This window comes from Streptomyces echinatus (assembly GCF_014203595.1).
Taxonomy (GTDB): domain Bacteria; phylum Actinomycetota; class Actinomycetes; order Streptomycetales; family Streptomycetaceae; genus Streptomyces; species Streptomyces echinatus.
This window is the reverse complement of sequence record NZ_JACHJK010000001.1, coordinates 740434-765584: the sequence shown is the minus strand read 5'-3', so window position 1 is coordinate 765584 and position 25151 is coordinate 740434. Positions and strand designations below refer to the sequence as shown.

Here is a 25151-nt window from a genome sequence, read left to right as displayed (position 1 = left end):
AGCTGTTGTGACAGCGAAGGGGCGGCCGACCACGTCGGCCGCCCCGTTCGAAGCGTTCCTCACCGGCTGGGGTGTCACACCCCGGAGGAGACCTCTGCCTTCTCGCCGGTGCCCTTGCCCTCCGCGGCCAGCGCGCGGTTGCGGCGGACCGAGGAGAAGAAGGACCAGGCGATCAGGACGACACCGACGAGACCGGTGATGACCTCGTGGATCTCGTACTGGATGGTGACCATGAGGATCACGGCGAGGGCGCCGATGGCGTAGTGGGCGCCGTGCTCCAGGTAGACGTAGTCGTCGAGGGTGCCCTGGCGGACCAGGTAGACGGTCAGCGACCGGACGTACATCGCGCCGATGCCGAGGCCGAGGGCCATCAGGACGATGTCGTTGGTGATGGCGAAGGCGCCGATCACGCCGTCGAAGGAGAAGGACGCGTCCAGGACCTCCAGGTAGAGGAACATGAAGAACGCGGCCTGGCCGGCCAGCACTATCGCCGGCTTCTGCCTGCCGCTGCGGGCGGCCTCTTCCTCCTCCTCGTGCTCGCGCTCCTCCTCTTCCTCCAGCTTGTCCTCGAAGTAGCCGGAGAGGCCGCCGACGATCATGTAGGTGATCAGGCCGGCGATGCCGGCGATGAGGACCGTCTGGGCCTTGTCCACGTGGGCGCCGCCGTGCTGGTGGGCGTGGGTGGCGAAGGTGAAGGAGGTGATGAGCAGGACGATGAGGGCGATGCAGACCGACAGCATGTCGACCTTGCCGAGCTTGGCCAGGGGCCGCTCGATCCAGCGCAGCCACTGGATGTCCCGGTCCTCGAAGATGAAGTCGAGGAAGATCATCAGCAGGAACATGCCACCGAACGCGGCGATCGCCGGGTGGGCGTCGGTGACCAGTTCCTGGTAGCGGTCCTTGTTGTTGACCGCGAGGTCGACGGCCTCGATCGGGCCCATCTTGGCGCTGATCGCGACGATGACGACGGGGAACACCAGCCGCATGCCGAAGACGGCGATGAGGACGCCGACCGTGAGGAAGATCTTCTGCCAGAAGGCATTCATCTTCTTCAGGATTCCGGCGTTGACCACCGCGTTGTCGAAGGACAGCGAGATCTCCAGGATGGCCAGGATCGCCACGATCCCGAAGGCGGTCCACCCCCCGTAGAACGCCGCCGCGACCAGACCGAGCGCGGTGACCGCGAACGACCAGCCGAAGGTTTTGAGAAGCACTGGCTACCCCATCGTGTTTTGGGGGTACCTCCCAGACGAAGTCTGGGGGAGGGTCTCCCCCGCGCCGTACTCGGCTTTACGAAACGTTGACTCCGAAGTCTAGAGCGATGCCGCGCAGACCCGACGCGTACCCCTGGCCCACCGCACGGAACTTCCATTCGCCCTGGTACCGGTACAGCTCTCCGAAGATCATCGCGGTTTCGGTGGAGGCGTCCTCGCTGAGGTCGTAGCGGGCCAGTTCCTGGCCGTCGGCCTGATTGACGACACGGATGAAGGCGTTGGAGACCTGGCCGAAGGTCTGGCCGCGTTCGTCCGCCATGTGGATCGAGACGGGGAAGATGATCTTCTCGCACTGCGGCGGGACCTTGGCGAGGTCCACCAGGATCGACTCGTCGTCGCCCTCACCCTCACCGGTGAGGTTGTCACCGGTGTGCTCGACCGAGCCGTCGGGGCTCTTGAGCTGGTTGTAGAACACGAACCACTCGTCGCCCATCACCCGGTTGCCGGCGCCGCACAGCAGCGCGCTGGCGTCCAGGTCGAAGGAGGCGCCGGTGGTGGAGCGGGCGTCCCAGCCGAGTCCGATCATGACGTTGGTGAGATTCGGTGCGGCCTTGGAGAGGGAGACGTTGCCTCCCTTGGCGAGCGTGACGCCCATGTCCTGGTCCTCCCCTGGTGATGCTTTTCTGGTTCCTGCGCGTCCGGCGCCGCCCCTAAACGGTGCGGCGCCGGACTCGAGGGCGGTTCGGTGTCAGACGTTGACGCCGAAGTCCTGCGCGATGCCGCGCAGCCCGGACGCGTAGCCCTGGCCGATGGCGCGGAACTTCCACTCCGCGCCGTGCCGGTACAGCTCGCCGAAGACCATGGCGGTCTCGGTGGAGGCGTCCTCGCTCAGGTCGTAGCGGGCGATCTCCTGGCCACCGGCCTGGTTCACGACGCGGATGAAGGCGTTGCGGACCTGGCCGAAGGACTGCTGGCGGTTCTCGGCGTCATAGATCGACACCGGGAACACGATCTTCTCCACGTCGGCCGGGACACCGGCCAGGTTGACCTTGATCTGCTCGTCGTCGCCCTCGCCCTCACCGGTGAGGTTGTCACCGGTGTGCTCGACCGAGCCGTCGGGGCTCTTGAGGTTGTTGAAGAAGACGAAGTTCTGGTCGCTGCCGACCTTGCCCTCGGTGTTCAGCAGCAGCGCGCTGGCGTCGAGGTCGAAGTCCGTGCCGGTCGTGGTGCGCACGTCCCACCCCAGACCGACGATGACGGCGGTGAGGCCCGGGGCCTCCTTCGTCAGCGATACGTTGCCGCCCTTGCTGAGGCTGACTCCCACGGGTCCTCCATGTGGTGTTCCGGGGCGGGAAGCCCCGTCGTGCTTCGGATATGGGATCAACGTGCCGATCCTAGTGACGGGTTCCCGCCCTCCGCAGACCCTGGAGCCGATGAATCTCAGGTGTCGGCCCCGGCCGGCTCACAGGGTGTCGAGCGCCTTCACATAGTCACCGAGGTCACGGGCGTCCGGCAGGCCGTTGACCACGGTCCACCGCACGACGCCCTCCTTGTCGATGATGAAGGTGCCCCGGACGGCGCAGCCCTTGTCCTCGTCGAAGACGCCGTACGCGCGCGAGACGTTGCCGTGCGGCCAGAAGTCGCTGAGCAGCGGGTACTCCAGGCCCTCCTGCTCGGCGAAGACGCGCAGGGTGTGGATGGAGTCGTTGGAGACGGCGAGCAGCTGGGTGTCGCGGTCGGCGAACTTCGGCAGGTTGTCGCGCAGCTCGCACAGCTCGCCCGTGCACACGCCGGTGAAGGCGAACGGGTAGAAGAGCAGGACCACGTTCTTCTCGCCGCGGAAGTCCGAGAGCCTCACGGTCCGGCCGTGGTTGTCCTTGAGCTCGAAGTCGGGCGCTTTGTCGCCGACCTGGATCGCCATCGTCGTGCATCCCTTCGGTGGGCTGTTCGGGTGAGCGCACAGCACAACGCTCGGGTCCACCCTACGCAGCGATCACCGGGGCTTCCGGACGGGCCGGGGGTTCGGCCCGTCCGGTGGTGACGCAACGGTCACTTCTTGGACTTGGCCGCCTTCGGCGTGGCCAGTCGGCTGCCACTCCAGTCCTTGCCCACGCTGACGCTCTTCGAAGCCGTCAGGCCGGCCGTCGTGACGGCGTCCTGGATGTCGCTCGGTTCCACGTACCCCGAACGGCCGGTCTTCGGCGTCAGGAGCAGGATCGCGCCGCCCTCTTCGATGTACGTGGTGGCATCCACCAGCGCATCCGTCAGGTCGCCGTCGTCGTCACGGAACCAGAGCACAACGGCGTCGGCCACGTCGTCGTAGTCCTCGTCCATGAGGTCGCCTTCGACGGCTTCCTCGATGGCCTCGCGGAGCTCCTGGTCGACGTCGTCGTCGTAGCCGATCTCCTGGACCACCTGCCCGGGCTGGAACCCCAGCCTGGCGGCAGGGTTCGTCCGCTCCTCCGCGTGGTCCGCGGTCGCGCTCACGGGTTGCCTCCTGATCATGTCTTGGTGAATATCTCAGCCACGCGCGTGCGCGAAGCATTGGCCGTAGTCCACACGGACGGGGCGGATCGCGCAAGTACCCGGCCGTCGGGACCGTCGAAACGGTGACGATCCCGGCCGGGTCGCCGCAACTCCTGGCACCGTATCGCGCTTTTCCGGAGCCCACATCACACCGATGTGCCCGGTTTGCGTGGTTCGGAATCATCCAGTGTTACGTCGCTCGAACAACTTTGCCATGCACGTCACACCCCGGGCGTATCGTTGCGTTTTGACCGGTGGAGCACCGGCGGCGACGACCATGGAGATGACGTACGCCTTCCCGAGGTACACGATGGGGAACGGTGTAGGCAGGTGCAAAAAAACTGGCCCTCTGACAGGTAAGGAACAGCGTGGCTTCCGGATCCGATCGCAATCCGATCATCATTGGCGGCCTTCCGAGTCAGGTTCCTGACTTCGATCCGGAAGAGACCCAGGAGTGGCTCGACTCCCTCGACGCCGCCGTCGACGAGCGCGGCCGGGAGCGGGCCCGCTATCTCATGCTGCGCCTGATCGAGCGGGCCCGCGAGAGGCGCGTGGCCGTGCCCGAGATGCGCAGCACGGACTACGTCAACACGATCCCCACCAAGAGTGAGCCGTTCTTCCCCGGCAACGAGGAGACCGAGCGCAGGATCCTGAACGCGACCCGCTGGAACGCGGCCGTGATGGTCTCGCGCGCCCAGCGCCCGGGCATCGGCGTCGGCGGCCACATCGCCACCTTCGCCTCCTCCGCCTCCCTGTACGACGTGGGCTTCAACCACTTCTTCCGCGGCAAGGACGAGGGCGACGGCGGCGACCAGGTCTTCTTCCAGGGCCACGCCTCCCCCGGCATCTACGCGCGCGCCTACCTGCTCGACCGGCTCAGCGCGGACCAGCTCGACGGCTTCCGCCAGGAGAAGTCGAAGTACCCGAACGCGCTGTCCAGCTACCCGCACCCGCGCTCCATGCCGGACTTCTGGGAGTTCCCGACCGTCTCGATGGGCCTCGGCCCGCTGGGCGCGATCTACCAGGCCCGGATGAACCGCTACATGCAGGCGCGCGGCATCGCCGACACCTCCAAGTCGCATGTGTGGGCGTTCCTCGGCGACGGCGAGATGGACGAGCCGGAGTCGCTCGGCCAGCTGACCATCGCGGCGCGCGAGGGCCTGGACAACCTGACCTTCGTGGTCAACTGCAACCTGCAGCGCCTGGACGGCCCGGTGCGCGGCAACGGGAAGATCATCCAGGAGCTGGAGTCGGTCTTCCGGGGCGCCGGCTGGAACGTGATCAAGCTGGTCTGGGACCGCACCTGGGACCCGCTGCTCGCCCAGGACCGTGACGGCGTGCTGGTCAACAAGATGAACACGACCCCGGACGGCCAGTTCCAGACCTACGCCACCGAGTCCGGCGACTACATCCGCCGCCACTTCTTCGGCGACGACCACCGGCTGCGCGCGATGGTCGAGAACATGACCGACGACCAGATCCTGCACCTGGGCCGCGGCGGTCACGACCACCGCAAGATCTACGCGGCGTTCAAGGCGGCCAAGGAGCACAAGGGCCAGCCGACGGTCATCCTGGCCAAGACGATCAAGGGCTGGACACTGGGCCCGAACTTCGAGGGCCGCAACGCCACGCACCAGATGAAGAAGCTGACGGTCGACGACCTCAAGCGCTTCCGGGACCGCCTGCACCTGCCGATCTCCGACAAGGAACTGGAGTCCGGCGCGCCGCCGTACTACCACCCGGGCCGGGACAGCGAGGAGATCCAGTACATGCACGACCGCCGCAAGGGGCTCGGCGGTTACGTCCCGACGCGTGTCGTACGCTCCGAGCCGCTCGCCCTGCCGGACGACAAGGCGTACGCGACCGTGAAGAAGGGGACGGGCCAGCAGTCCATCGCGACGACCATGGCCTTCGTCCGCCTCCTCAAGGACCTCATGCGGGACAAGGAGATCGGCAAGCGGTTCGTGCTGATCGCGCCGGACGAGTACCGCACGTTCGGCATGGACTCCTTCTTCCCGAGTGCGAAGATCTACAACCCGCTCGGGCAGCAGTACGAGTCGGTGGACCGGGAGCTGCTGCTGGCCTACAAGGAGTCGCCGACCGGCCAGATGCTGCACGACGGCATCTCCGAGGCGGGCTGCACGGCCTCGCTGATCGCGGCGGGCTCGGCCTACGCCACGCACGGCGAGCCGCTGATCCCGGTGTACGTCTTCTACTCGATGTTCGGTTTCCAGCGCACCGGCGACCAGTTCTGGCAGATGGCCGACCAGCTGGCGCGCGGTTTCGTCCTGGGCGCGACCGCCGGGCGTACGACTCTGACCGGTGAGGGGTTGCAGCACGCGGACGGGCACTCGCAGCTGCTGGCGTCCACCAACCCGGCGTGCGTCGCGTACGACCCGGCGTACGCCTACGAGATCGCGCACATCGTCCAGGACGGCCTGCGCCGGATGTACGGCGGCTCGCCCGAGCACCCGCACGGCGAGGACGTCTTCTACTACCTCACCGTCTACAACGAGCCCATCCGGCACCCGGCCGAGCCGGCCAACGTGGACGTCGAGGGCATCGTCAAGGGTGTCCACCGGATCGCCGAGGGAACGGACGGCTCGATCCCGGCGCAGATCATGGCGTCGGGCGTGGCGGTGCCGTGGGCGCTGGAGGCGCAGCGGCTCCTGGCCGAGTGGAACGTCAGGGCGGACGTGTGGTCCGCGACCTCCTGGAACGAGCTGCGCCGTGAGGCCGTGGAGTGCGAGGAGCACAACCTGCTGCATCCGGAGGAGGAGCAGCGGGTGCCGTTCGTGACGCGCAAGCTCAGCGGGGCCGAGGGTCCGTTCGTGGCCGTGTCCGACTGGATGCGATCGGTTCCGGACCAGATCGCGCGGTGGGTGCCGGGTACGTACCAGTCCCTCGGCGCCGACGGCTTCGGCTTCGCCGACACGCGGGGGGCCGCGCGCCGGTTCTTCCACATCGACGCCGAGTCGATCGTGGTCGCGGTGCTGACGGAGCTGGCGAGGGAGGGCAAGGTCGACCGGTCCGTGCTGAAGCAGGCCATCGACCGGTACCAGCTGCTGGACGTCACGGCGGCGGACCCGGGGGCGGCGGTCGGCGACGCGTAGCCGCTGCGCTCGGCTCTGGCCGACGGGGCGGGATCAGTGCGGGGCCCTTTTGCAACCGGGGCCTTGAGAAACCGGGCCGGCGGTGGCCGTGAGCATCCGCGGGCCGGTGGGGGCCGATCGCGCCGTTCCCCGCGCCCCTTCGGGGGCGCCCGGCCCGGCCTGTCGGTGCGGGCTGTGGAATCCACCGGAGGTTCGCGCCGTGGGCATCCGCCGGCCCGTGGGGGCCGATCGCGCCGTTCCCCGCGCCCCTTCGGGGGGTGCGGGGGCGTTGGTTCTTCTGGGGGCTTACGGTTTCTTTACGATTGCGGGCATGGAGCAGATGTCCCCGCAGGCGGGGTGGGAGCGGCATACCCAGCGGCCGCTGTTGGCGCTCGCGGTGGCCTTCGCCGTCGCCTACGCCGTGCCGATCGTAGACGCCTCCGCCGGTCCCTCCGTGACGGCCGCGTGCACGGCGGTGGAGTGGGTGGTGTGGGGAGCGTTCGCCGTCGACTACCTGGTCCGGCTGGCGCTGGCCCCGCAGCGCCGGGAGTTCGTCCGGCGGCACTGGCTGGACCTGTGCGCGGTCGTGCTGCCGGTCCTCCAGCCGCTACGGCTGCTGCGGCTGGTGTCGACGCTGCTGCTGGTGGGCCGGCGGGCGCGGATGGCTCCGCAGATCCGGCTGACCACCTATGTCGTCGGAGCCGTGATCGGGCTGCTGATGTTCGGCTCGCTCGCCGTGCTGTCCGTGGAACGGGAGTCGCCGCACGGGAACATCCGGACACTGGGTGACGCCGTGTGGTGGTCGTTCACGACGATGACGACCGTGGGATACGGGGATCACGCGCCGACGACCGGACTCGGGCGGATCATCGCGGTCGGCCTGATGCTGTCGGGGATCGCGCTCCTGGGTGTCGTGACCGCGAACATCGCCGCCTGGTTCATCTCGCGGTTCGAGAAGGACGACGTGGAGGAGCGGCGGCAGACGGAGGCGATCGCCGCGCTGACCGAAGAGGTGCGGTTGCTGCGGGCGGAGGTCTCCCGGCTGACCGCGGAGCGCCCGGAACGGCGCTGACACCCGCCCGCCGCACCGATGCCGGCGTCCTGAGCCCATGCCCGCGGCCGCGGCCGCGCACGCCGGTGCACGGTGAGCCGGCGTCGGCCGGAACAGTCCACGCCCCCGGGGCCGTCGGCCGGGACGGGCCGCGGCCCCGGAGCGGGACGCCGCCGGTCAGAGGAGCCCGTGGCCCCACGCGGCCGCGCCCGCCAGGGCGATGACGGCCAGCAGCGTGTCGATCGCGCCCAGGATCAGGGCGACCAGGGCCGGGACCTCGCGGCCGTTGGACCAGGTGCGGCCCATCGACTGCCAGCCGCAGAACATCGCGACCGGTCCGAGGACGATGCCCAGCGCGAAGAAACCGGCCACCGCGCAGATGGCGCCGATGATCCCGAGCGTCGCGCGGTCCGGCCCGGTCCGTTGCCATGAGCGGCCACGTGACCGGGGGTACCCGCGTGTTCCGTGCCCGAAGCCTGCCATCATCAACTCCCTGAGGCCTATGGACAGTTCGGCTTCGAAAGGCGGGTACCCCGGTTCCGCGGGGCCAGACCTGCGCGCGCCACCCCCCTCCGGCAGCGCGCGCCGCGGCCCAGTGGTCCTCCCATGTCCTGCGGAGGACTTGACCCACTGTGACCTGCGGCGCGTGCCGGGAGCCAGGGATCTTTAGCGGAGTCACCCTGATAGGCGAAATCCGCCGGGAAAAGGCATGGAACGCGGCGTCAGATGTGACCCACGCCCGCGCCCGCCTCGGCGTTCGAGCCCCGCTTGGTGAGCAGCGCGACCAGGACGGCGACCGCCGCCACCCCCGCCGCCACCAGGGAGGCGAGGCTCATGCCCGAGATGAAGGTGTGGTGCGCCACCTCGGTGATCTTCGCGGCGACCGGCGCCGGGGTGCCCTCGGCGACCGGGGCGACGCCCTGCTGAACGGCCTCGGCCGCCTGGTGCAGCTGCTGCGGGGGCAGCTTCGGCAGCCCCGAGCCCGCCCAGTTGTCCGCGAGGGTGCTGTCGACCTTGGAGGCCATGACCGCACCGAGCACGGCCGTGCCCAGGCTGCCGCCGATCTGCATCGCGGCCTGCTGCAGACCGCCCGCCACGCCGGACAGCTCCATCGGGGCGTTGCCGACGATGACCTCGGTGGCGCCGACCATGACCGGTGCCAGGCCGAGGCCGAGCAGGGCGAACCAGACGGACATCACGCCGCTGCCGGTGTTCTCCTCCAGCGTGGACATGCCGTACATGGCGATCGCGGTGACGGCCATGCCGCCCGCCAGCGGGATCCGCGGGCCGAGCTTGGTGATCATCGCGCCGGCCAGCGGGGAGCCCACGATCATCATGCCGGTCAGCGGCAGCAGGTGCAGGCCCGCGTCGATCGGGCTCATGCCGTGCACGTTCTGCAGATAGAAGGTGACGAAGAACAGCCCGCCCATGAACGCGATGGCCATGAGGACCATCAGGACGACGCCCGCGGACAGCGGGACCGAGCGGAACAGCGCCAGCGGGATCAGCGGCTCCCTCACCCTGGTCTCCCAGAAGGAGAAGAGGGCGAAGCCGACGACCGAGACGATGACGAACAGCCAGGTCCTGCCGTCCCCCCAGCCCCAGGCCGGAGCCTTGATGAGCGCCCAGACCAGGCAGAACATCGCGCCCGAGAGCAGCACGATGCCGAGGATGTCGAAGGACCGCGGGGCGTTCTCGGCGCGGTGGTCGCGCAGGATCAGCGAGCCCATCAGGAGGGCGAGCGCGCCGACCGGCACGTTGATGAAGAACACCGACTGCCAGTTGACGTGCTCGACGAGGACTCCGCCGAGGATCGGGCCGCCCGCGGTGGACGCGCCGATCACCATGCCCCAGATGCCGATCGCCATGTTGAGCTTCTCGGCCGGGAAGGTCGCCCGCAGCAGGCCGAGCGCGGCCGGCATCAGCAGCGCGCCGAACAGGCCCTGGCACACGCGGAACGTGACGACCGCGGCGATGCTGTCCGAGAGGCCGATGGCGCCGGAGGCCGCGGCGAAGCCGGTCACGCCGATGAGGAAGGTCTGCCGGTGGCCGAAGCGGTCGCCGAGCTTGCCGGCGGTGATCAGGGACACCGCCAGAGCCAGGAAGTAGGCGTTGGTGATCCACTGCAGCTGGGCCCAGCTGGCATGCAGGTCCCGGCCGATCGCCGGGTTGGCGATCGCCACGATGGTGCCGTCGAGGGCCACCATCATGACCCCGACGGCGACGGTGAGGAGAGTGAGCCACGGATGGCCGCGCAGCCCCGCTGCCGGGGTCGGCTCCGCCGGGGCCGATGACGCTCCGCCGCCCGGCTCCGAGGTGTCGATGGTGGTCTGACTAGTCATACTCGAAGGCTAGTGACAGCCACTGACAGTTGACAAACCAATTCACTAGTCGGTGACTGACACGACACCGGCGCATACGCTGGGCCGCAGGAAAGTGCACGGAAAGAGGGGCCATTGGAGACGCTGCGCGAGCGGAAGAAGCGGCGTACCCGGGAAGCACTGCTGCGGGCCGCCCTGGAGCTGTTCACCACGCAGGGGTACGAGCAGACGACCATCGACGAGATCGCCGAGGCCGTCGACGTCTCGCAGCGCACTTTCTTCCGCTATTTCGCGGGCAAGGAGGACGCGGCCTTCGCGGTCCAGGCGATGACGGAGGAGGCCTTCGTGGCGGCCGTACGCGCGCGTCCGCCGCACGAGGCGCCGATGAAGGCCCTGCGGCAGGCCTTCCTGGAGGGCTGGGACACGATCCGCGAGACCGTCGAGTCGGTCGTCCCGGTCGAGCTGCATCTGCGCATGTACCGGTCGATCGAGTCGACGCCCGCGCTGCTCGCCGCCCATCTGCGCCGGTCGGCGGCCACGGAGGAGACCCTCGCGCGGGTGCTGGCCGAGCGGGAGGGCGTCGACGTCGACGCCGATCCGCGGCCCCGGCTGGCGGTGGCCGTGTTCGGCGGGGTGATAAGGGTCACCGAACGGCATTGGTGCACGAGTGAGGACTTCGGCCTGGAATCGATCCGTATGCTCACCGCGACGTACCTCGATCAGGTGGGTTCGGCGCTCACGGGAAACTGGCGCACCAGCTGAGGTCGTTGACGGTGCGTCCGGTGGAGCGGGGCGCGGCGTGCGGTGAACTGTGGCGCGGCCGCCCCGAGATCGTCGGCACCGTGTCCCCCGTCGCCCAAAACGTGATCCCTGCCACTCGGTTACCCCGAGACCCGCTCGTTCTCCTAGTGTGTCCTCCCAGTGACTTCCTTCGACACCTCCCCGCAACTCAACGTCTGGCGCGCAACTCTCGCACTGGCCGTGGTGTTCGTGATGCTCGCGACCACCGGCTGGACCGCCCTGCGCACGCACCGGGAGTCGTCGGCGCTGCAGACCTCGCTCGCCAAGTGGGAGCACGGTCACCTCCACGGCCTCCCGCTGCCGGACCCCGAGGCCGGCCCGGCGCACCTCGGCCGGTTCTTCGCCCGGCTCACCCCCCACGACCGCGACCGTCTCGCCCACCGCTATCCGCTCGCGGTCGGCAACATGAACGGCGCCCCCGTCTCCCTGCGCTACCGGGCCAACCGCGTCGCGCTGGAGCAGGCCCGCAAGGTCGAGCGGAAACGGATGCACGACAGCCGGCTCAGCCCGGCCGGCCAGCAGGACGCGGGCCAGCGCATGCACCGCTACGAGTCCCTGCTGAGCTCCGGCCGGCAGATCCTGGCCTTCGACCCCGAGGGCTCGGGCCGGATCGCCGAGGTGTTCGGCGACCTCGAGGCGGCCCGCCGGATCTCGGTCGTCGTCCCCGGTGTCGACACCGACCTGCTCACCTTCCAGCGGACCTACCGCCCGTACAGCGCCCCGGTCGGCATGGCCAAGGCCCTGTACGCGGCCGAGCGCACCGAGAGTCCCGGCACCCGTACCGCCGTGATCGCCTGGGCCGACTACACCTCCCCCGACGGGATCGGGGTGGACGCGGCCACCGGCCTGCGCGCCGCGGAGGGCGCCGTACGGCTGAACCGGCTGCTGCGCGCCCTGCCCGGCCGGTCCCCGGTGTCGATGTTCTGTCACAGCTACGGCTCGGTGCTCTGCGGGGTGGCCGCGCACGGCATGCCCCGCCGGGTCTCCGACATAGCGGTGGCCGCGAGCCCCGGCATGCGCGTCACGAAGGCCTCCCACCTGGGCACGACGGCCCGGGTGTGGGCCATGCGGGACGCCAGCGACTGGGTGCAGGACGTGCCGTATCTGGAGCTGGGCGGCCTCGGCCACGGCGCCGACCCGGTGTCGTCCGGGTTCGGCGCGCGAGTGCTGTCGGCCCGGGACGCCCAGGGTCACAGCGGTTACTTCACACCCGGCACGGACAGCTTGCGCAACCTCGCCGGCATCGGCGTGGGCGCGTACGGCGCGGTCACGTGCGCACGGGAGGACGATGCGTGCCGGTCCGGTCTGTCCGGCACGACGACGGCCGGACGCGCGTAGAAACAGCAGGAAGTGCGGTCTGCGCGGGTGGCGACGGAGGAGCACGTGCCGCATACGATGAGCCGCATGGGTGACGTACTGGCGGGTTTTCATGCCGTCTGGGAGTTCGAGTCCGACTCCGTGCTCATCCGCTACGAACGGGGGATTCGAACACCGAAGCTGTTCCAGGCGCTCGGCGAGCGGCGGATCCCGCTGTCCGCGGTCGAGGGCGTGACCCTCGCCCCGGGCAGGCGCGGCACGGTCGTCCTGAGCCTGCGGCCACGCCCCGGCGCCGATCCGCTGATGGAGGCGGCCGACGGGCAGCTGAAGGAGGGCTCCGACCCCTACCGGCTGGTGCTGCCGGCCGAGCGGGAGACCCTCGCCGAGTACTACGCCGACGAGCTGAAGGGGCTGTTGACCGAGTCCGGTCCCGCCGAACGGCACCTGGTGGCGCCGCCCGAGACACCGCTGCAGTTCAAGGCGTACGACGGGAAGGCGTCCTTCGACGGGACGTCCGTGCAGTTCCGCTGGTCCTGGACGGGGGCGTCCTCGGCGAAGTGGAAGGCGGGCGACCAGAGCTTCGCGGTCGCCGACCTGAGCGGGCTGGAGTGGCGGTCACCGGAGGTGTTCGAGGGGCACCTGCGGTTGATCAGGCGCTCGGCCGACGCGGCGGCGCCCGCGCAGCCCGACCAGGATCCCGCCTCGGTGGTGTTCGGGCTGGGGTACGGGCCGGTGCACGAGTCGTTGCCGTTCGCCGCCGCGGTCCTGGCCGCGATGCGCTCCCGCGCCGCGGTCACCTCGGTGCCGGTCGCTCCGTCGCGGCGTGACCCGGCCGACATCGCCGAGCGGATCCGGCATCTCGGGGAACTGCACCAGGCCGGGCTGGTGACGGACGAGGAGTTCTCCTCCAAGAAGGCCGAGCTGCTGGCCGAGCTCTAGGGCTCCAGGGCTCTCACTCGGATCAGGCCGGATTCGCGGGCCCTGGCACCGCGCCCCGGTCAGGCCTGATCCAGGCGCAGCTCCCCGGCCATGCCCGCCCGGTCGCGGCGGCCCGGGCCGGGTCAGCGGGCGGTCTCCTCCGTCGAGTAGAAGCTGATCTTCCGGTCGAGCACGGCGAGCGTGTCGCCCAGTTCGGCGATCCGGTTCAGCACGTCCCGGCGGGTGGACTCCAGCAGGGCCCGCCGCTCCCCGTACGTGTCCTCGCCCTGCCTGACCAGTTCCGCGTACCGGACCATGTCCGCCACCGGCATGCCGGTCAGCCGGAGCTTGGTCACGAAGTCCAGCCAGTCCAGGTCGCGGTTGCTGTAGCGGCGCTGGCCGGTGTGCGAGCGGTCCACGTGCGGCATCAGGCCGATCCGCTCGTACCAGCGCAGGGTGTGCGCGGTGAGACCGGTGAACGCGACGACCTCGCTGATCGTGTACCGGTCCTGCCCGTCGGGGCGGGGGTGGCGTCGGGGCGGAGCGGAGCAGATGTCGGCGGGAGTGGCGCGCTCGGTGGCCGCCGGCGTGGTCTGCATCACCGTCATGCCCCCACGCTATGACCTTCGAGTGCACTCCAAGCAAGCGGCCCCCGGTAAGAAATCCGCACCGGCCGGGCCCCACTCGCCGGAGGCCGAGCCGCTGTGCGCCTCGCCGGGCTTCATCCGGGATCCGGACCCGTCGGTGCGGCTGCCGCCGTGAGCCGCATAGGCTCGGACGCATGTCGTTGCAGAGCCTGGCGCTGACCGAGAACTGGCCCGTCCCCACCGCGGCGGCGGGTGTCGTACGAGCGGACGGGACCGTCCTCGGGACGCACGGTCCCGTGGGACACCGCTTCCCGCTCGCCTCCGTCACCAAGCCGCTGGCGGCCTACGCGGCGCTCGTCGCCTACGAGGAGGGCGCGGTCGAGCTGGACGAGCCGGCCGGTCCGCCCGGGTCGACGGTCCGCCATCTGCTCGCGCACACCTCCGGGCTGGCCTTCGACGAGCACCGGGTGACGGCGCCGCCCGGAGAGCGGCGGCTGTACTCCAACGCCGGGTTCGAGCAGCTCGGGGACCACATCGCCAAGGCGACGGACATTCCGTTCGGGGAGTATCTGCGGCAGGCCGTGCTGGAGCCGCTGGGCATGACGGCGACGTCCCTCGAGGGCTCGCCGGCGAAGGACGGGGTGTCGAGCGTCGAGGACCTGCTGCGGTTCGCGGCGGAGGTGCAGGCACCGAGGCTGCTGGATCCGCGGACGGTTGCGGCGGCGATGACCGTGCAGTACCCCGGGACGAAGGGCGTGCTGCCCGGGTACGGCCACCAGAACCCGAACGACTGGGGTCTGGGCTTCGAGATCCGTGACCACAAGTCCCCGCACTGGACGGGGGGTTCGTCGTCACCGCGCACCTTCGGACACTTCGGGCAGTCCGGTACGTTCCTGTGGGTCGACCCGGACGCAGGGGTGGCCGGAGTCGCCCTGACGGACCGCGCGTTCGGCCCCTGGGCGACCGAGGCGTGGCCGGTGTTCACGGACGCGGTCCTCGCCGAGCTGCGGGGCTGAGGGAGCGCCGCGCGGGCGCCCGGCGGGATCCGGACGAAAAGAGCCTAGGGCGCCATCTCCCACAGCAGCAGTTCCGCGGAGGCCACCGCCACCGCCTCCGCGCCCTCCGCTCCCGTGATCCGCGCCGCGTCGCCCGCTCCCAGCGTCTCCCCGGCCAGCAGGACCTCACCGCGCACCACGTGCACGTACACGTACGCCGCGGCCGGGACCGCCGTCCGCTCCCCCGGTGCCAGGCGGCGCACGTGCAGCACCGCGCCCGCGGCCGGGAGGGCGTAGGGGGTGGCGTCGGCGATGCCCGGGACCAGGACGTACGAGGGGTCGCCGCCCGGTTCGCGTGGCGTCAGCCACATCTGGACGAAGGTGAGGGGGGCGTCGCCGTCGTTGCGTTCCGCGTGCCGTACCCCCGCCGCCGCGCTGAGGTGCTGGAGGTCCCCGGGGCGTACCCGCGTCTCGTGGCCCGTCGAGTCGCGGTGGGTCAGCTCACCCTCGACCACCCAGGTCACGATCTCGGTGTGGCTGTGGGGGTGTTCGTCGAAACCGGCGCCGGGGGCCAGCCGCTCCTCGTTGCAGGCGACGACCGCGCCGAAGCGCAGGTTCCCGGGGTCGTAGTGCGGGCCGAAGGAGAAGGCGTGGCGGGTGTCGATCCCGGCCTCCGGGTCCCCTCCGCGGTAGCGCTCGCCGGCGCGCCGTACGTCCATCACGGGCACCACCGTAGACCTGAGCCCTGACCCGGCTACGCACGGGCCCGTCCCGATAAGGCAGTCTTGTCCCCGTGCCCGAACCCGAATCCCACCACGGCGGTCCCGCAGCCCACGACGTCCATCAGCACTCCGCGACCCTGAAGCGGCTGGAGAAGTCCTCCGGGAGTCTCGCCGCACAGGCCATCGCGCGCATGGACGAGACCCTGCCGTGGTACCGGGCCATGCCACCGGAGAACCGTTCCTGGATCGGCCTCGTCGCCCAGGCCGGCATCGCGGCCTTCACGGAGTGGTTCCGGCGCCCGGACGCGCCCCAGGCGATCTCCACGGACGTCTTCGGCACGGCGCCGCGCGAGCTGACCCGGGCCATCACGCTGCGGCAGACCGTGGAGATGGTGCGCACCACGATCGAGGTCATGGAGTCCGCCATCGACGAGGTGGCGGCCCCCGGGGACGAGAGCGTGCTGCGTGAGGCGCTGCTGGTGTACGCCCGGGAGATCGCCTTCGCCACCGCCCAGGTGTACGCCCAGGCCGCCGAGGCACGGGGTGCCTGGGACGCCCGGCTGGAGTCGCTGGTCGTGAACGCCGTGCTCAGCGGGGAGGCGGACGAGGGGGCCGTGAGCCGGGCCGCGGCGCTCGGCTGGAACTCGCCCGAGCATGTCTGTGTCGTGCTCGGGACCGCGCCCGACGGGGACAGCGAGCTGACCGTGGAGGCCATCCGGCGGGCCGCCCGGCACGCCAAGCTGCAGGTGCTCACCGGGGTGCTCGGGGACCGGCTCGTGGTCATCGCGGGCGGCAGCGACAACCCTCTCGCCGTCGCCAAGTCGCTGATCGGGCCGTTCGCCGCCGGGCCGGTCGTCGCGGGTCCCGTGGTGCCCGACCTGCTGGCCGGCCCCCGGTCCGCGCAGGCCGCCGCCGCCGGGCTGAAGGCCTGCTCCGCCTGGCAGGACGCGCCGCGGCCGGCCCTGGCGGACGATCTCCTGCCGGAGCGCGCCATCGCGGGCGATCCGGGCGCCCGCGAGCAGCTGGTGGAGGAGATCTACAGACCGTTGGAGGAGGCGGGCTCGGCCCTCCTGGAAACCCTGAGTGTCTACCTGGAGCAGGCGAGCAGCCTGGAAGGCGCGGCGAGGATGCTCTTCGTTCACCCGAACACCGTGCGCTACCGGCTCCGACGTGTGACAGACGTCACCGGCTGGTCGCCATCGGATGTACGATCCGCGTTCACACTGCGGATCGCCCTCATCCTGGGGCGTCTGGCCGACGGTGAAGCCCAGGCATAGGGTTTTGTCGGGGGCCCACAAAAGCCCTTCGTGTTCTTCGTCCCTGTCCTCACGGGCGGCCGTGCCCGTCCCCAAGAGAGAGTGTGAGAGTGCTCGTACTCGTCGCTCCCGGCCAGGGCGCCCAGACGCCCGGCTTCCTGACTCCCTGGCTCGAACTGCCCGGTGCCGCGGACCGCGTCGCCGCATGGTCGGACGCCATCGGCCTGGATCTTGTCCACTACGGCACCCAGGCCGACGCCGACGCCATCCGTGACACCGCCGTGGCCCAGCCGCTGCTGGTCGCCGCCGGTCTCCTGTCCGCCGCGGCACTCGGTGACATCGCCGAGATCGCCCCGGGCGCGGTCGCGGGCCACAGCGTCGGCGAGATCACCGCCGCCGCCTTCGCCGGAGTCCTGGACGACACCGCCGCCCTGGATCTGGTCCGCAAGCGGGGTCTGGCCATGGCCGACGCCGCCGCGGTCACCGAGACCGGTATGGCGGCGCTCCTCGGCGGCGAGCCCGAGGTGACCCTCCCGCACCTGGAGAAGCTGGGCCTGACCCCGGCGAACATCAACGGCGCGGGCCAGATCGTCGCCGCGGGCACGCTGGAGCAGCTGGCCGCGCTGAACGAGGACAAGCCCGAGGGCGTCCGCAAGGTCATCGCGCTGAAGGTCGCCGGCGCCTTCCACACCGGTCACATGGCCCCCGCGGTCGAGACCCTGGCCAAGGCCGCGGCGGAACTGTCGCCGGCCGACCCCCGGGTCACCTACGTCTCCAACAAGGACGGCCGGACCGTCGCGTCCGGCGCCGAGGTGCTGGACCGGCTGGTCGGCCAGGTCGCCAACCCGGTCCGCTGGGACCTGTGCATGGAGACGTTCCAGAAGCAGGGCGCCACCGCGCTCATCGAGGTGTGCCCGGGCGGCACCCTGACCGGCCTGGCCAAGCGGGCCCTGCCCGGTGTGAAGACACTCGCCCTGAAGACCCCCGCCGACCTCGACGCCGCTCGCGAGCTCATCGCGGAGGCGTCCACACCTGCCGCTGACGCGGCGGGCGCCTGACAAGGAGCCCGAGAGCATGTCGAAGATCAAGCCCAGCAAGGGCGCCCCGTATGCGCGCATCCTCGGCGTCGGCGGCTACCGGCCGACCCGGGTGGTGCCGAACGAGGTGATCCTCGAGAAGATCGACTCGTCCGACGAGTGGATCCGCTCCCGCTCCGGCATCGAGACCCGGCACTGGGCCGGTCCCGAGGAGACGGTCGCCGCGATGTCCGTGGAGGCCGCCGGCAAGGCGATCGCCGACGCGGGCATCGACGCCGAGCAGATCGGCGCGGTGGTCGTCTCGACCGTCTCGCACTTCAGCCAGACCCCGGCCGTCGCCACCGAGATCGCCGACAGGATCGGCACCGACAAGGCCGCCGCCTTCGACATCTCGGCCGGCTGCGCGGGCTTCGGCTACGGCCTGACCCTCGCCAAGGGCATGGTGGTGGAAGGTTCCGCCGAGTACGTGCTCGTCATCGGTGTGGAGCGGCTGAGCGACCTGACCGACCTGGAGGACCGCGCGACCGCGTTCCTGTTCGGTGACGGCGCCGGCGCGGTCGTGGTCGGCCCCTCGAAGGAGCCGGCGATCGGCCCGACCGTGTGGGGCTCCGAGGGCGACAAGTCCGGGACCATCAAGCAGACCGTCCCCTGGGACCGCTTCCACGTCGGCGACGTCTCCACGCTGCCCCTCGACAGCGAGGGCAACGTCAAGTTCCCTGCGATCACGCAGGAGGGCCAGGCGGTGTTCCGCTGGGCCGTGTTCGAGATGGCGAAGGTCGCCCAGCAGGCGCTGGACGCGGCCGGAATCAGCCCGGACGACCTGGACGTCTTCATCCCGCACCAGGCCAATGTGCGGATCATCGACTCGATGGTGAAGACACTGAAGCTGCCGGAGCACGTCACGGTCGCCCGTGACATCCGCACCACCGGCAACACCTCGGCCGCCTCGATCCCGCTCGCGATGGAGCGGCTCCTGGCGACCGGGGAGGCGAAGAGCGGCGACACCGCGCTCGTCATCGGATTCGGGGCGGGTCTCGTCTACGCCGCCACGGTCGTTACCCTCCCCTAGGCACTCCGTGCCGGATCATGCGGTCCGGAGCGGATACAACTGCCACAAACCGTCTGGAATATCTAAGAAGGAGCGCCTGACATGGCCGCCACTCAGGAAGAGATCGTCGCCGGTCTCGCCGAAATCGTGAACGAGATCGCCGGCATCCCGGTTGAGGACGTCCAGCTGGACAAGTCCTTCACCGACGACCTGGACGTCGACTCGCTGTCCATGGTCGAGGTCGTCGTCGCCGCTGAAGAGCGCTTCGACGTGAAGATCCCGGACGACGACGTCAAGAACCTCAAGACCGTCGGCGACGCGACCGACTACATCCTCAAGCACCAGGCCTGAGCCATCCCGTAGGCCCCAGGCTGCAAGCCCCGCCACCCGGCGGTGGCGCCGTAATCCCCGCAGACGCGGGGGTAGTCCTCCCGTATCCGTTGGAGAAAGAATTCCCGTGAGCCCGACCAATCGCACCGTGGTCGTCACCGGTATCGGCGCAACCACACCGCTGGGTGGCGACGCAGCCTCGTTCTGGGAGGCCCTGGTCGCCGGCACGCCCGGTGTCAGCCTCCTCGAACAGGAGTGGGCGGCGGACCTGCCGGTCCGTATCGCCGCGCAGATCGCCGTAGAGCCGGGCGAGGTCCTGCCCCGGCCGCAGGCCCGCAAACTGGACCGGTCCGCGCAGTTCGCGCTGATCGCCGCTCAGGAGGCCTGGAAGGACGCCGGTTTCACCGCCAAGGCCGGTGAGGACGCGTCCGTGAACCCCGACCGTCTCGGTGCGGTCATCGCCTCCGGCATCGGCGGCGTGACGACGCTGCTGGACCAGTACGACGTGCTCAAGGAGAAGGGCGTACGCCGTGTCTCCCCGCACACCGTGCCGATGCTGATGCCCAACTCCCCGGCCGCCAACGTCGGCATCGAGCTGGGTGCCCGCGCCGGTGTGCACACCCCGGTGTCGGCCTGCGCCTCCGGCGCGGAGGCCATCGGGTACGCGATCGAGATGATCCGCACCGGGCGTGCGGACGTGGTCGTGGCCGGTGGCACCGAGGCCGCCATCCACCCGCTTCCCATCGCCGCCTTCGGCAACATGATGGCGATGTCCAAGAACAACGACGACCCGCAGGGCGCCTCGCGTCCCTACGACGCCGACCGCAACGGCTTCGTGCTCGGCGAGGGCGCCGGTGTGATCGTCCTGGAGTCCGAGGAGCACGCGAAGGCCCGCGGCGCCCGGGTCTACGCCGAGGCGGTCGGCCAGGGCATCTCCGCCGACGGCCACCACATCACGCAGCCGGAGCCGTCCGGCAACGGGATCGCGCACGCGCTGCAGAACCTGCTGGACAGCACCGACCTCAAGCCGGCCGAGATCGTGCACGTGAACGCGCACGCCACGTCCACGCCGCAGGGTGACGTCGCCGAGATCAAGGCGCTGCGGAAGGTGTTCGGCGACGACGTCGACCACATGGCGATCTCCGCGACCAAGTCGATGACCGGTCACCTGCTCGGTGGCGCCGGCGGCATCGAGACCGTCGCGTCGATCCTGGCGCTGGCGAACCGTACGGCTCCGCCGACGATCAACCTGGAGAACCTCGACCCCGAGGTCAACGCGGACGTGGTGACCGGTGAGGCGCGTCAGCTGCCCGAGGGCCGCATCGCCGCGCTGAACGACTCGTTCGGGTTCGGCGGGCACAACGTGGTGCTGGCGTTCCGGACGATCTGAGTCACGTGACGTTCGATGGCCCGGTCTCCTTCGACGGAGACCGGGCCATCGCCGTCGGTGGGGCCGCTTCGCAGCCGGCCGCGGGGTGCTCTACACCACCTGGTGCAGCCAGCGCACCGGTGCTCCCTCGCCCGCGTAGCGGAAGGGCTCCAGTTCGTCGTCCCAGGGCTTGCCGAGGAGCTTGGCCAGCTCGGCCTCCAGGTCCGTCTCGCCCCGCTGAGAGCGTGTCAGGGCCGCGCGCAGGCGGTCCTCGGGGATCAGGATGTCGCCGTGGATACCGGTGACGGCGTGGAAGATGCCCAGGTCGGGGGTGCAGCTGTAGCGCTCGCCCTCGGCGGTCGGGCAGGGCTCCGCGGTGACCTCGAAGCGCAGCAGGTGCCAGCCGCGCAGCGCGGAGGCGAGCTTGGAGGCCGTGCCGGCCTCGCCCTGCCAGGAGAACTCCGAGCGCCAGGTGCCGGGTGCCGCGGGCTGCCGGATCCAGTCCAGGCTGACGCGCGTGCCGAGCACCCCGGCGACGGCCCACTCGACGTGCGGGCACAGCGCGCGCGGCGCGGAGTGCACGTACAGAACTCCACGTGTCGTCACCGGAACCTCCGGGCAGAGCGGGACATCTTGCGGTCTGGCTGGGCGGCAGTGGCACGACGGCCGCGTTGATGGCGAGGCTACCCTGCGGCGGCGCAAGGAGTGTGACGTACCGTCGGTCCCGGTGCCAGGAAACCGTCGCCATTCACCCAGGGGGACGCTTGTGCGGGGGTGCGCCGTTCCCGGGCGCCCGGCCGGGAACCCTCGCACGTTGTTATGTGAGGGAGTGCCGGACCGTCGAGCGAGGAGAACAGCAGGGATGCGGAAGCGAAGCCACCGTGTGCGAGCCGCTCTCACCGTCGTGGCGGCCATGGTGCTGGGGGCCGCCGGCTGTGACGGCGGGGGCGGGGGCTCGCCGCGGGCGGAGCCCACGAAGGCGCGAGCGGCCCGGGCCCCGCTGTGGGACCGCAGCCCGGACTCGATCGCCGCGGTGGGTGACTCCATCACCCGCGGCTTCGACGCGTGCACGGTCCTGTCGGACTGCCCGGAGGCGTCGTGGGCGACGGGCGGCGACGCCCGGGTGGACAGCCTGGCGGTGCGGCTGCTGGGCGCGGCGGGGGCGGCGGAGCGCAGCTGGAACCACGCGGTGACCGGCGCCCGGATGGCCGACCTGCCCGAGCAGATGGAGCAGGCGGCCGCCCACGACCCGGAGTTGGTGACGGTGATGGTGGGAGGGAACGACGCCTGCCGGTCCTCGGCGTCGGCGATGACCTCGGTGGCCGAGTTCCGCGCGGACTTCGAGGAGGCGATGGGCACCCTGCGCTCGGCGCTGCCGAAGACGCAGGTGTACGTGTCGAGCGTGCCGAACCTGAAGCGGCTGTGGTCCGAGGGCCGGACGAACATGCTGGGCAAGCAGGTGTGGAAGCTGGGCATCTGTCCGTCGATGCTGGCCGACGCGGACGATCTGACCAGCGCGGCGATGGTGCGCCGGGACAGCGTGCAGCAGCGGGTGGTGGAGTACAACAAGGTGCTCGCGGAGGTGTGCGCCAAGGACCGCCGCTGCCGCTTCGACGACAACGCGGTGTACGACTTCCGCTTCGGCACGGACCAGCTCAGCCACTGGGACTGGTTCCACCCCAGCAGGGACGGCCAGGCCGAGCTGGCGGAGATCGCGTACCGGAGGGTCACGGCACGGAACCCCTGACCCAGGGTTCCCACGTGAACCGCCCTGGAGACGCAGCACTTCCCGGACTCCCCAGCCGCCCGGAGTTCCCGAGCACGGTCCTGCGGCCCGGCGAGGTCTTCCGGTCCGAGACGGTGTACGGCTTCGGGGTGCGGGAGGGGACGCCGGTCCGCCCGGGCCCGTCCTAGGGTCTTTCGTCTGGATCGAGCCCGGCATGGTCCGAACGAGAGGCCCTGACGGGCGCGAGCCCCGGTCCAGGGGTCAGGTCCCGGACCGGGGCTGCTCGTGGGGGGACTCTGTCCGCGGTGCGCGGGGACTGTCCCGGATCAGACGTTAATCGGCGCGGTGAGCCTGCGGTCGGCGATCGAGCGTCCGGCGGTGATCTCGTACGAACCCTTCACAAACGCCCACGCCTTCGCCGGCGCGTCCCAGACCTCGAAGACGCGGCGCGCAAGCTCCACGGTCGCCTCGGCGCTCTCGCCGGGCCCGGCCTCGACGGACGCGAAGCCGGCCAGCCGGCGCGCCGGGCGCTCGGGGACGGACCCGTCCGGGCCGACGTAGACCTGGACGACCTCCCGGCCGGCCCGCTCGCCGGTGTTGCGCACGCGGACGCGGACGGTGATGCCGTCGGCGCCGACGGAGAGCTCCAGGGACTCGTACGCCCAGCCGGTGTAGCCGAGGCCGTGGCCGAAGGGGTACGACGGGGTCCGGCCGGCCTTCTCCCAGGCGCCGTGGCCGATGAACACGCCCTCGTCGTACGGCAGCTCGCCGTCGGCGGGGACGACCCGGGTGACGGGGGCGTCGGCGAGGGAGCCCCAGGTGGTGGGGAGCCGGCCGCCGGGCTCGTGGGCGCCGGTGAGGACGTCGGCGAGGGCTGCGCCGCCCTCCTGGCCGGGGAACCAGGTCAGCAGGACGGCGGCGGCCTCGTTCCGCCAGGGGAGTTCCACCGGGGAGCCGGAGTTGACGACCACGACGGTGTTCGGGTTGGCGGCGGCGACCGCGCGGACCAGGTCGTCCTGGCGGCCGGGGAGCCGCAGGTCGACGCGGTCGAAGCCCTCGGACTCCACGCGGTCGGTGGTGGCCAACATGACGACCGCCGTGTCCGCGCCGCGGGCGGCCTCGACGGCCTCGGCGATCAGCTCGTCCGCGTCGCGCCGGGGGCCGCAGTGGGCGAGCGCGAAGGCGATGACCTTCATGGGGAGGCTCTCGGGGAGCCGGACGACGTGGGTCAGGGAGACCTCGACCGGTTCGCCGGCGGTCAGCTCGGCCTCGGCGCGGGGCACCGGGGCGCCGAAGAGCGTCTCGAAGGGGCCCTCCTTCTCGGGGCGCTGGTCGTCGTCGTAGTACGTCGTCCCGCCGACGGCGAGGGTGAAGCCGCCCGTGCCCTTGATGCCGAAGGTGTGCGGGCCGGACTCGCGCGGGGTGAAGGTGCCGGTCAGCTCGATGCTGTGGAGGGAGTCATGGGTGACGCCGTCGGGGAGGTCGGTGCCCGTCCACTGGATGAGGCCGCCCGGGGCGGAGCGGGTGCCGATGACCTCGCCGGCGGCGTCCCGGCAGACCGCCCGCAGGGTGAAGCCCTGATCGGCGACGGCCAGTTCGGTGGCCGGGTCGGCGCCGACGGCGTAGCCGAGGGTGCCTTCGGGGAGGGCGGCGGTGAGGCCGTCGAGCGGGGACACGATCCGGGCCGGGAAGACGGTGGCGGAGCCGCCGCCGAGGACGCGGGCGTCGCGTGCGGCGGCGCCGATCAGGGCCACGGTACCGCCCGGCCGCAGGGGCAGGGCGGCGCGCTCGTTGCGGACGAGGACGAAGGAGCGGCGGGCGATCTCGCGGGCCAGGGCCTCGCCGTCGACGGGCGCGGGCGGTTCGGTGACGGCGGGTTCGGCGCCGTCCAGGACGCCCGCGCGGGCGGCGAGGCGCAGCACGCGGCGGACGGCCGCGTCGACGGTGGCCTCGGCGACCCTGCCGTCGCGCACTGCCTGGGCGAGGGCGGGGCCGTACACGGTCCGCGGGCCGGGCATGGCGACGTCGAGACCGCCGTTGACGGCCGCCACGGTGTCCCGGGCGGCCATCCAGTCGGAGACGTTGACGCCGTCGAAGCCCCATTCGCCGCGCAGGACCTCGTTGACGAGGTGGTGGTGCTCGGTCATGGTCGTGCCGTTGACCGTGTTGTAGGCGGTCATGACGCCCCATGGGCGGGCGTTCTCCACGATGGTCTCGAAGGGCGCCAGGTACAGCTCGCGCAGGGCGCGTTCGGGCACCAGGTTGTTCACCGTGAAGCGGTCGGTCTCGGCGTCGTTGGCGACGAAGTGCTTGACGGTGGTGCCGACTCCGCCGGACTGGACGCCGGACACATAGCCGCTGCCGATCGCGCCGGTCAGGTACGGGTCCTCGCTGTAGCACTCGAAGTGGCGTCCGCCGAGCGGGGAACGGTGCAGGTTGACCGTGGGGGCGAGCAGGACGTGGACGCCCTTGCGGCGGGCCTCCTGGGCGAGCAGCACGCCGGCGCGGCGGGCGAGTTCCGGGTCCCAGGTGGCGGCGAGCGCGGTCGGTGAGGGCAGGGCGACGGAGGGGTCGTCGGCGGTCCAGCGGACGCCCCCGGACGCCGATCGGGCCGTCGGACATGACCAGGGACCGCAGACCGATCTCGGGCAGCGCGGGCAGGGTCCACATGTCCTGGCCGGCCAGCAGCCGGGCCTTGGCGTCGAGGCCGAGGGTGCCGAGGGCGGCCTCCACGGCCGCCTCGCGGGCCTTCTCGGCCGGGGTGGGCTGGGATCCCGCCATCGCGGTTCCTCCTCGTCGAGTCGCTGCAGGTGCCCCCATCGTGCCCGCATTCCCTGTAGA

Annotated in this window: 22 protein-coding genes and 1 pseudogene; 12 read left to right on the top strand and 11 right to left on the bottom strand. The window is 70.9% G+C overall.

What is annotated here, in order from left to right:
• Nucleotides 1-74: 74 nt before the first annotated feature.
• From FHS34_RS03320 to FHS34_RS03300, 5 genes are all read right to left on the bottom strand, one after another.
• Nucleotides 75-1214 carry a DUF475 domain-containing protein gene (locus FHS34_RS03320; protein ID WP_184960758.1) on the bottom strand — a complete coding sequence of 380 codons (1140 nt, stop codon included), beginning with the start codon at nucleotides 1212-1214 and terminating at the stop codon, nucleotides 75-77.
• Between the two features lie 76 nt (nucleotides 1215-1290).
• Nucleotides 1291-1869 (bottom strand): TerD family protein, encoded by a 579-nt coding sequence (locus FHS34_RS03315; protein WP_184960756.1) that lies wholly within the window; start codon nucleotides 1867-1869, stop codon nucleotides 1291-1293.
• Between the two features lie 93 nt (nucleotides 1870-1962).
• Nucleotides 1963-2538, bottom strand: a complete 576-nt coding sequence (locus FHS34_RS03310; protein WP_184960754.1) for a TerD family protein — start codon at nucleotides 2536-2538, stop codon at nucleotides 1963-1965.
• Between the two features lie 138 nt (nucleotides 2539-2676).
• Nucleotides 2677-3135, bottom strand: a complete 459-nt coding sequence (locus FHS34_RS03305) for a peroxiredoxin (RefSeq protein ID WP_184960752.1) — start codon at nucleotides 3133-3135, stop codon at nucleotides 2677-2679.
• Nucleotides 3136-3263: 128 nt separating this feature from the next.
• Nucleotides 3264-3701 carry a DUF3052 domain-containing protein gene (locus FHS34_RS03300; RefSeq protein ID WP_184960750.1) on the bottom strand — a complete coding sequence of 146 codons (438 nt, stop codon included), beginning with the start codon at nucleotides 3699-3701 and terminating at the stop codon, nucleotides 3264-3266.
• A 407-nt stretch (nucleotides 3702-4108) separates the two neighbouring features.
• On the opposite strand from FHS34_RS03300, the gene aceE reads away from it, so the two are divergent.
• The gene (gene aceE, locus FHS34_RS03295) at nucleotides 4109-6853 is read left to right on the top strand and encodes a pyruvate dehydrogenase (acetyl-transferring), homodimeric type (RefSeq protein ID WP_184960747.1); all 2745 of its coding nucleotides are present in this window, start codon (nucleotides 4109-4111) and stop codon (nucleotides 6851-6853) included.
• A 319-nt stretch (nucleotides 6854-7172) separates the two neighbouring features.
• Nucleotides 7173-7904 (top strand): potassium channel family protein, encoded by a 732-nt coding sequence (locus tag FHS34_RS03290; protein ID WP_372478568.1) that lies wholly within the window; start codon nucleotides 7173-7175, stop codon nucleotides 7902-7904.
• 156 nt (nucleotides 7905-8060) lie between these two features.
• Here FHS34_RS03290 and FHS34_RS03285 read toward each other — a convergent pair whose 3' ends face one another.
• Together FHS34_RS03285 and FHS34_RS03280 are read right to left on the bottom strand one after the other, a co-directional pair.
• On the bottom strand, nucleotides 8061-8366 hold the full coding sequence (locus FHS34_RS03285; RefSeq protein WP_184960743.1) for a small hydrophobic protein: 306 nt from the start codon (nucleotides 8364-8366) through the stop codon (nucleotides 8061-8063).
• A 239-nt stretch (nucleotides 8367-8605) separates the two neighbouring features.
• On the bottom strand, nucleotides 8606-10225 hold the full coding sequence (locus FHS34_RS03280; RefSeq protein ID WP_184960741.1) for an MFS transporter: 1620 nt from the start codon (nucleotides 10223-10225) through the stop codon (nucleotides 8606-8608).
• 114 nt (nucleotides 10226-10339) lie between these two features.
• Between FHS34_RS03280 and FHS34_RS03275 the strand changes: the two genes are divergently transcribed.
• The 3 genes from FHS34_RS03275 to FHS34_RS03265 all read left to right on the top strand — a co-directional run bounded on the left by FHS34_RS03275 (nucleotide 10340) and on the right by FHS34_RS03265 (nucleotide 13261).
• Entirely contained in the window at nucleotides 10340-10966 is a 627-nt protein-coding gene (locus tag FHS34_RS03275; protein ID WP_184960739.1) for a TetR family transcriptional regulator, read from the top strand.
• 159 nt (nucleotides 10967-11125) lie between these two features.
• Nucleotides 11126-12343: an alpha/beta hydrolase gene (locus FHS34_RS03270; RefSeq protein ID WP_184960737.1), complete on the top strand. Its 1218-nt coding sequence runs from the start codon at nucleotides 11126-11128 to the stop codon at nucleotides 12341-12343.
• 66 nt (nucleotides 12344-12409) lie between these two features.
• Nucleotides 12410-13261 (top strand): DUF4429 domain-containing protein, encoded by an 852-nt coding sequence (locus FHS34_RS03265; protein WP_184960735.1) that lies wholly within the window; start codon nucleotides 12410-12412, stop codon nucleotides 13259-13261.
• Between the two features lie 122 nt (nucleotides 13262-13383).
• Here FHS34_RS03265 and FHS34_RS03260 read toward each other — a convergent pair whose 3' ends face one another.
• Nucleotides 13384-13848, bottom strand: coding sequence for a MerR family transcriptional regulator (locus tag FHS34_RS03260; protein ID WP_184960731.1), 465 nt, complete (start codon nucleotides 13846-13848; stop codon nucleotides 13384-13386).
• A 173-nt stretch (nucleotides 13849-14021) separates the two neighbouring features.
• Between FHS34_RS03260 and FHS34_RS03255 the strand changes: the two genes are divergently transcribed.
• Nucleotides 14022-14843: a serine hydrolase domain-containing protein gene (locus tag FHS34_RS03255; RefSeq protein WP_184960729.1), complete on the top strand. Its 822-nt coding sequence runs from the start codon at nucleotides 14022-14024 to the stop codon at nucleotides 14841-14843.
• 44 nt (nucleotides 14844-14887) lie between these two features.
• Here FHS34_RS03255 and FHS34_RS03250 read toward each other — a convergent pair whose 3' ends face one another.
• Nucleotides 14888-15541, bottom strand: a complete 654-nt coding sequence (locus FHS34_RS03250; protein ID WP_184961325.1) for a pirin family protein — start codon at nucleotides 15539-15541, stop codon at nucleotides 14888-14890.
• A 74-nt stretch (nucleotides 15542-15615) separates the two neighbouring features.
• On the opposite strand from FHS34_RS03250, the gene FHS34_RS03245 reads away from it, so the two are divergent.
• The 5 genes from FHS34_RS03245 to fabF all read left to right on the top strand — a co-directional run bounded on the left by FHS34_RS03245 (nucleotide 15616) and on the right by fabF (nucleotide 20605).
• Complete coding sequence (locus FHS34_RS03245; RefSeq protein WP_184960727.1) at nucleotides 15616-16821, top strand: PucR family transcriptional regulator; 1206 nt, start codon at nucleotides 15616-15618, stop codon at nucleotides 16819-16821.
• Nucleotides 16822-16910: 89 nt separating this feature from the next.
• Nucleotides 16911-17858, top strand: coding sequence for an ACP S-malonyltransferase (locus FHS34_RS03240; protein WP_184960725.1), 948 nt, complete (start codon nucleotides 16911-16913; stop codon nucleotides 17856-17858).
• A 16-nt stretch (nucleotides 17859-17874) separates the two neighbouring features.
• Complete coding sequence (locus FHS34_RS03235) at nucleotides 17875-18906, top strand: ketoacyl-ACP synthase III (protein ID WP_184960724.1); 1032 nt, start codon at nucleotides 17875-17877, stop codon at nucleotides 18904-18906.
• A gap of 81 nt (nucleotides 18907-18987) precedes the next feature.
• Nucleotides 18988-19236 (top strand): acyl carrier protein, encoded by a 249-nt coding sequence (locus tag FHS34_RS03230; protein WP_004931691.1) that lies wholly within the window; start codon nucleotides 18988-18990, stop codon nucleotides 19234-19236.
• Between the two features lie 106 nt (nucleotides 19237-19342).
• Entirely contained in the window at nucleotides 19343-20605 is a 1263-nt protein-coding gene (gene fabF, locus FHS34_RS03225; protein ID WP_184960721.1) for a beta-ketoacyl-ACP synthase II, read from the top strand.
• Nucleotides 20606-20695: 90 nt separating this feature from the next.
• Here the strand turns inward: fabF and FHS34_RS03220 are convergent, their stop codons facing one another.
• Entirely contained in the window at nucleotides 20696-21190 is a 495-nt protein-coding gene (locus tag FHS34_RS03220; RefSeq protein ID WP_184960719.1) for a DUF3145 domain-containing protein, read from the bottom strand.
• A 256-nt stretch (nucleotides 21191-21446) separates the two neighbouring features.
• Between FHS34_RS03220 and FHS34_RS03215 the strand changes: the two genes are divergently transcribed.
• Entirely contained in the window at nucleotides 21447-22331 is an 885-nt protein-coding gene (locus tag FHS34_RS03215) for an SGNH/GDSL hydrolase family protein (protein ID WP_184960717.1), read from the top strand.
• 305 nt (nucleotides 22332-22636) lie between these two features.
• On the opposite strand, the pseudogene FHS34_RS03210 reads toward FHS34_RS03215, so the two are convergent.
• Nucleotides 22637-25091, bottom strand: a pseudogene (locus tag FHS34_RS03210) (glycoside hydrolase family 3 protein).
• Nucleotides 25092-25151: the final 60 nt, after the last annotated feature.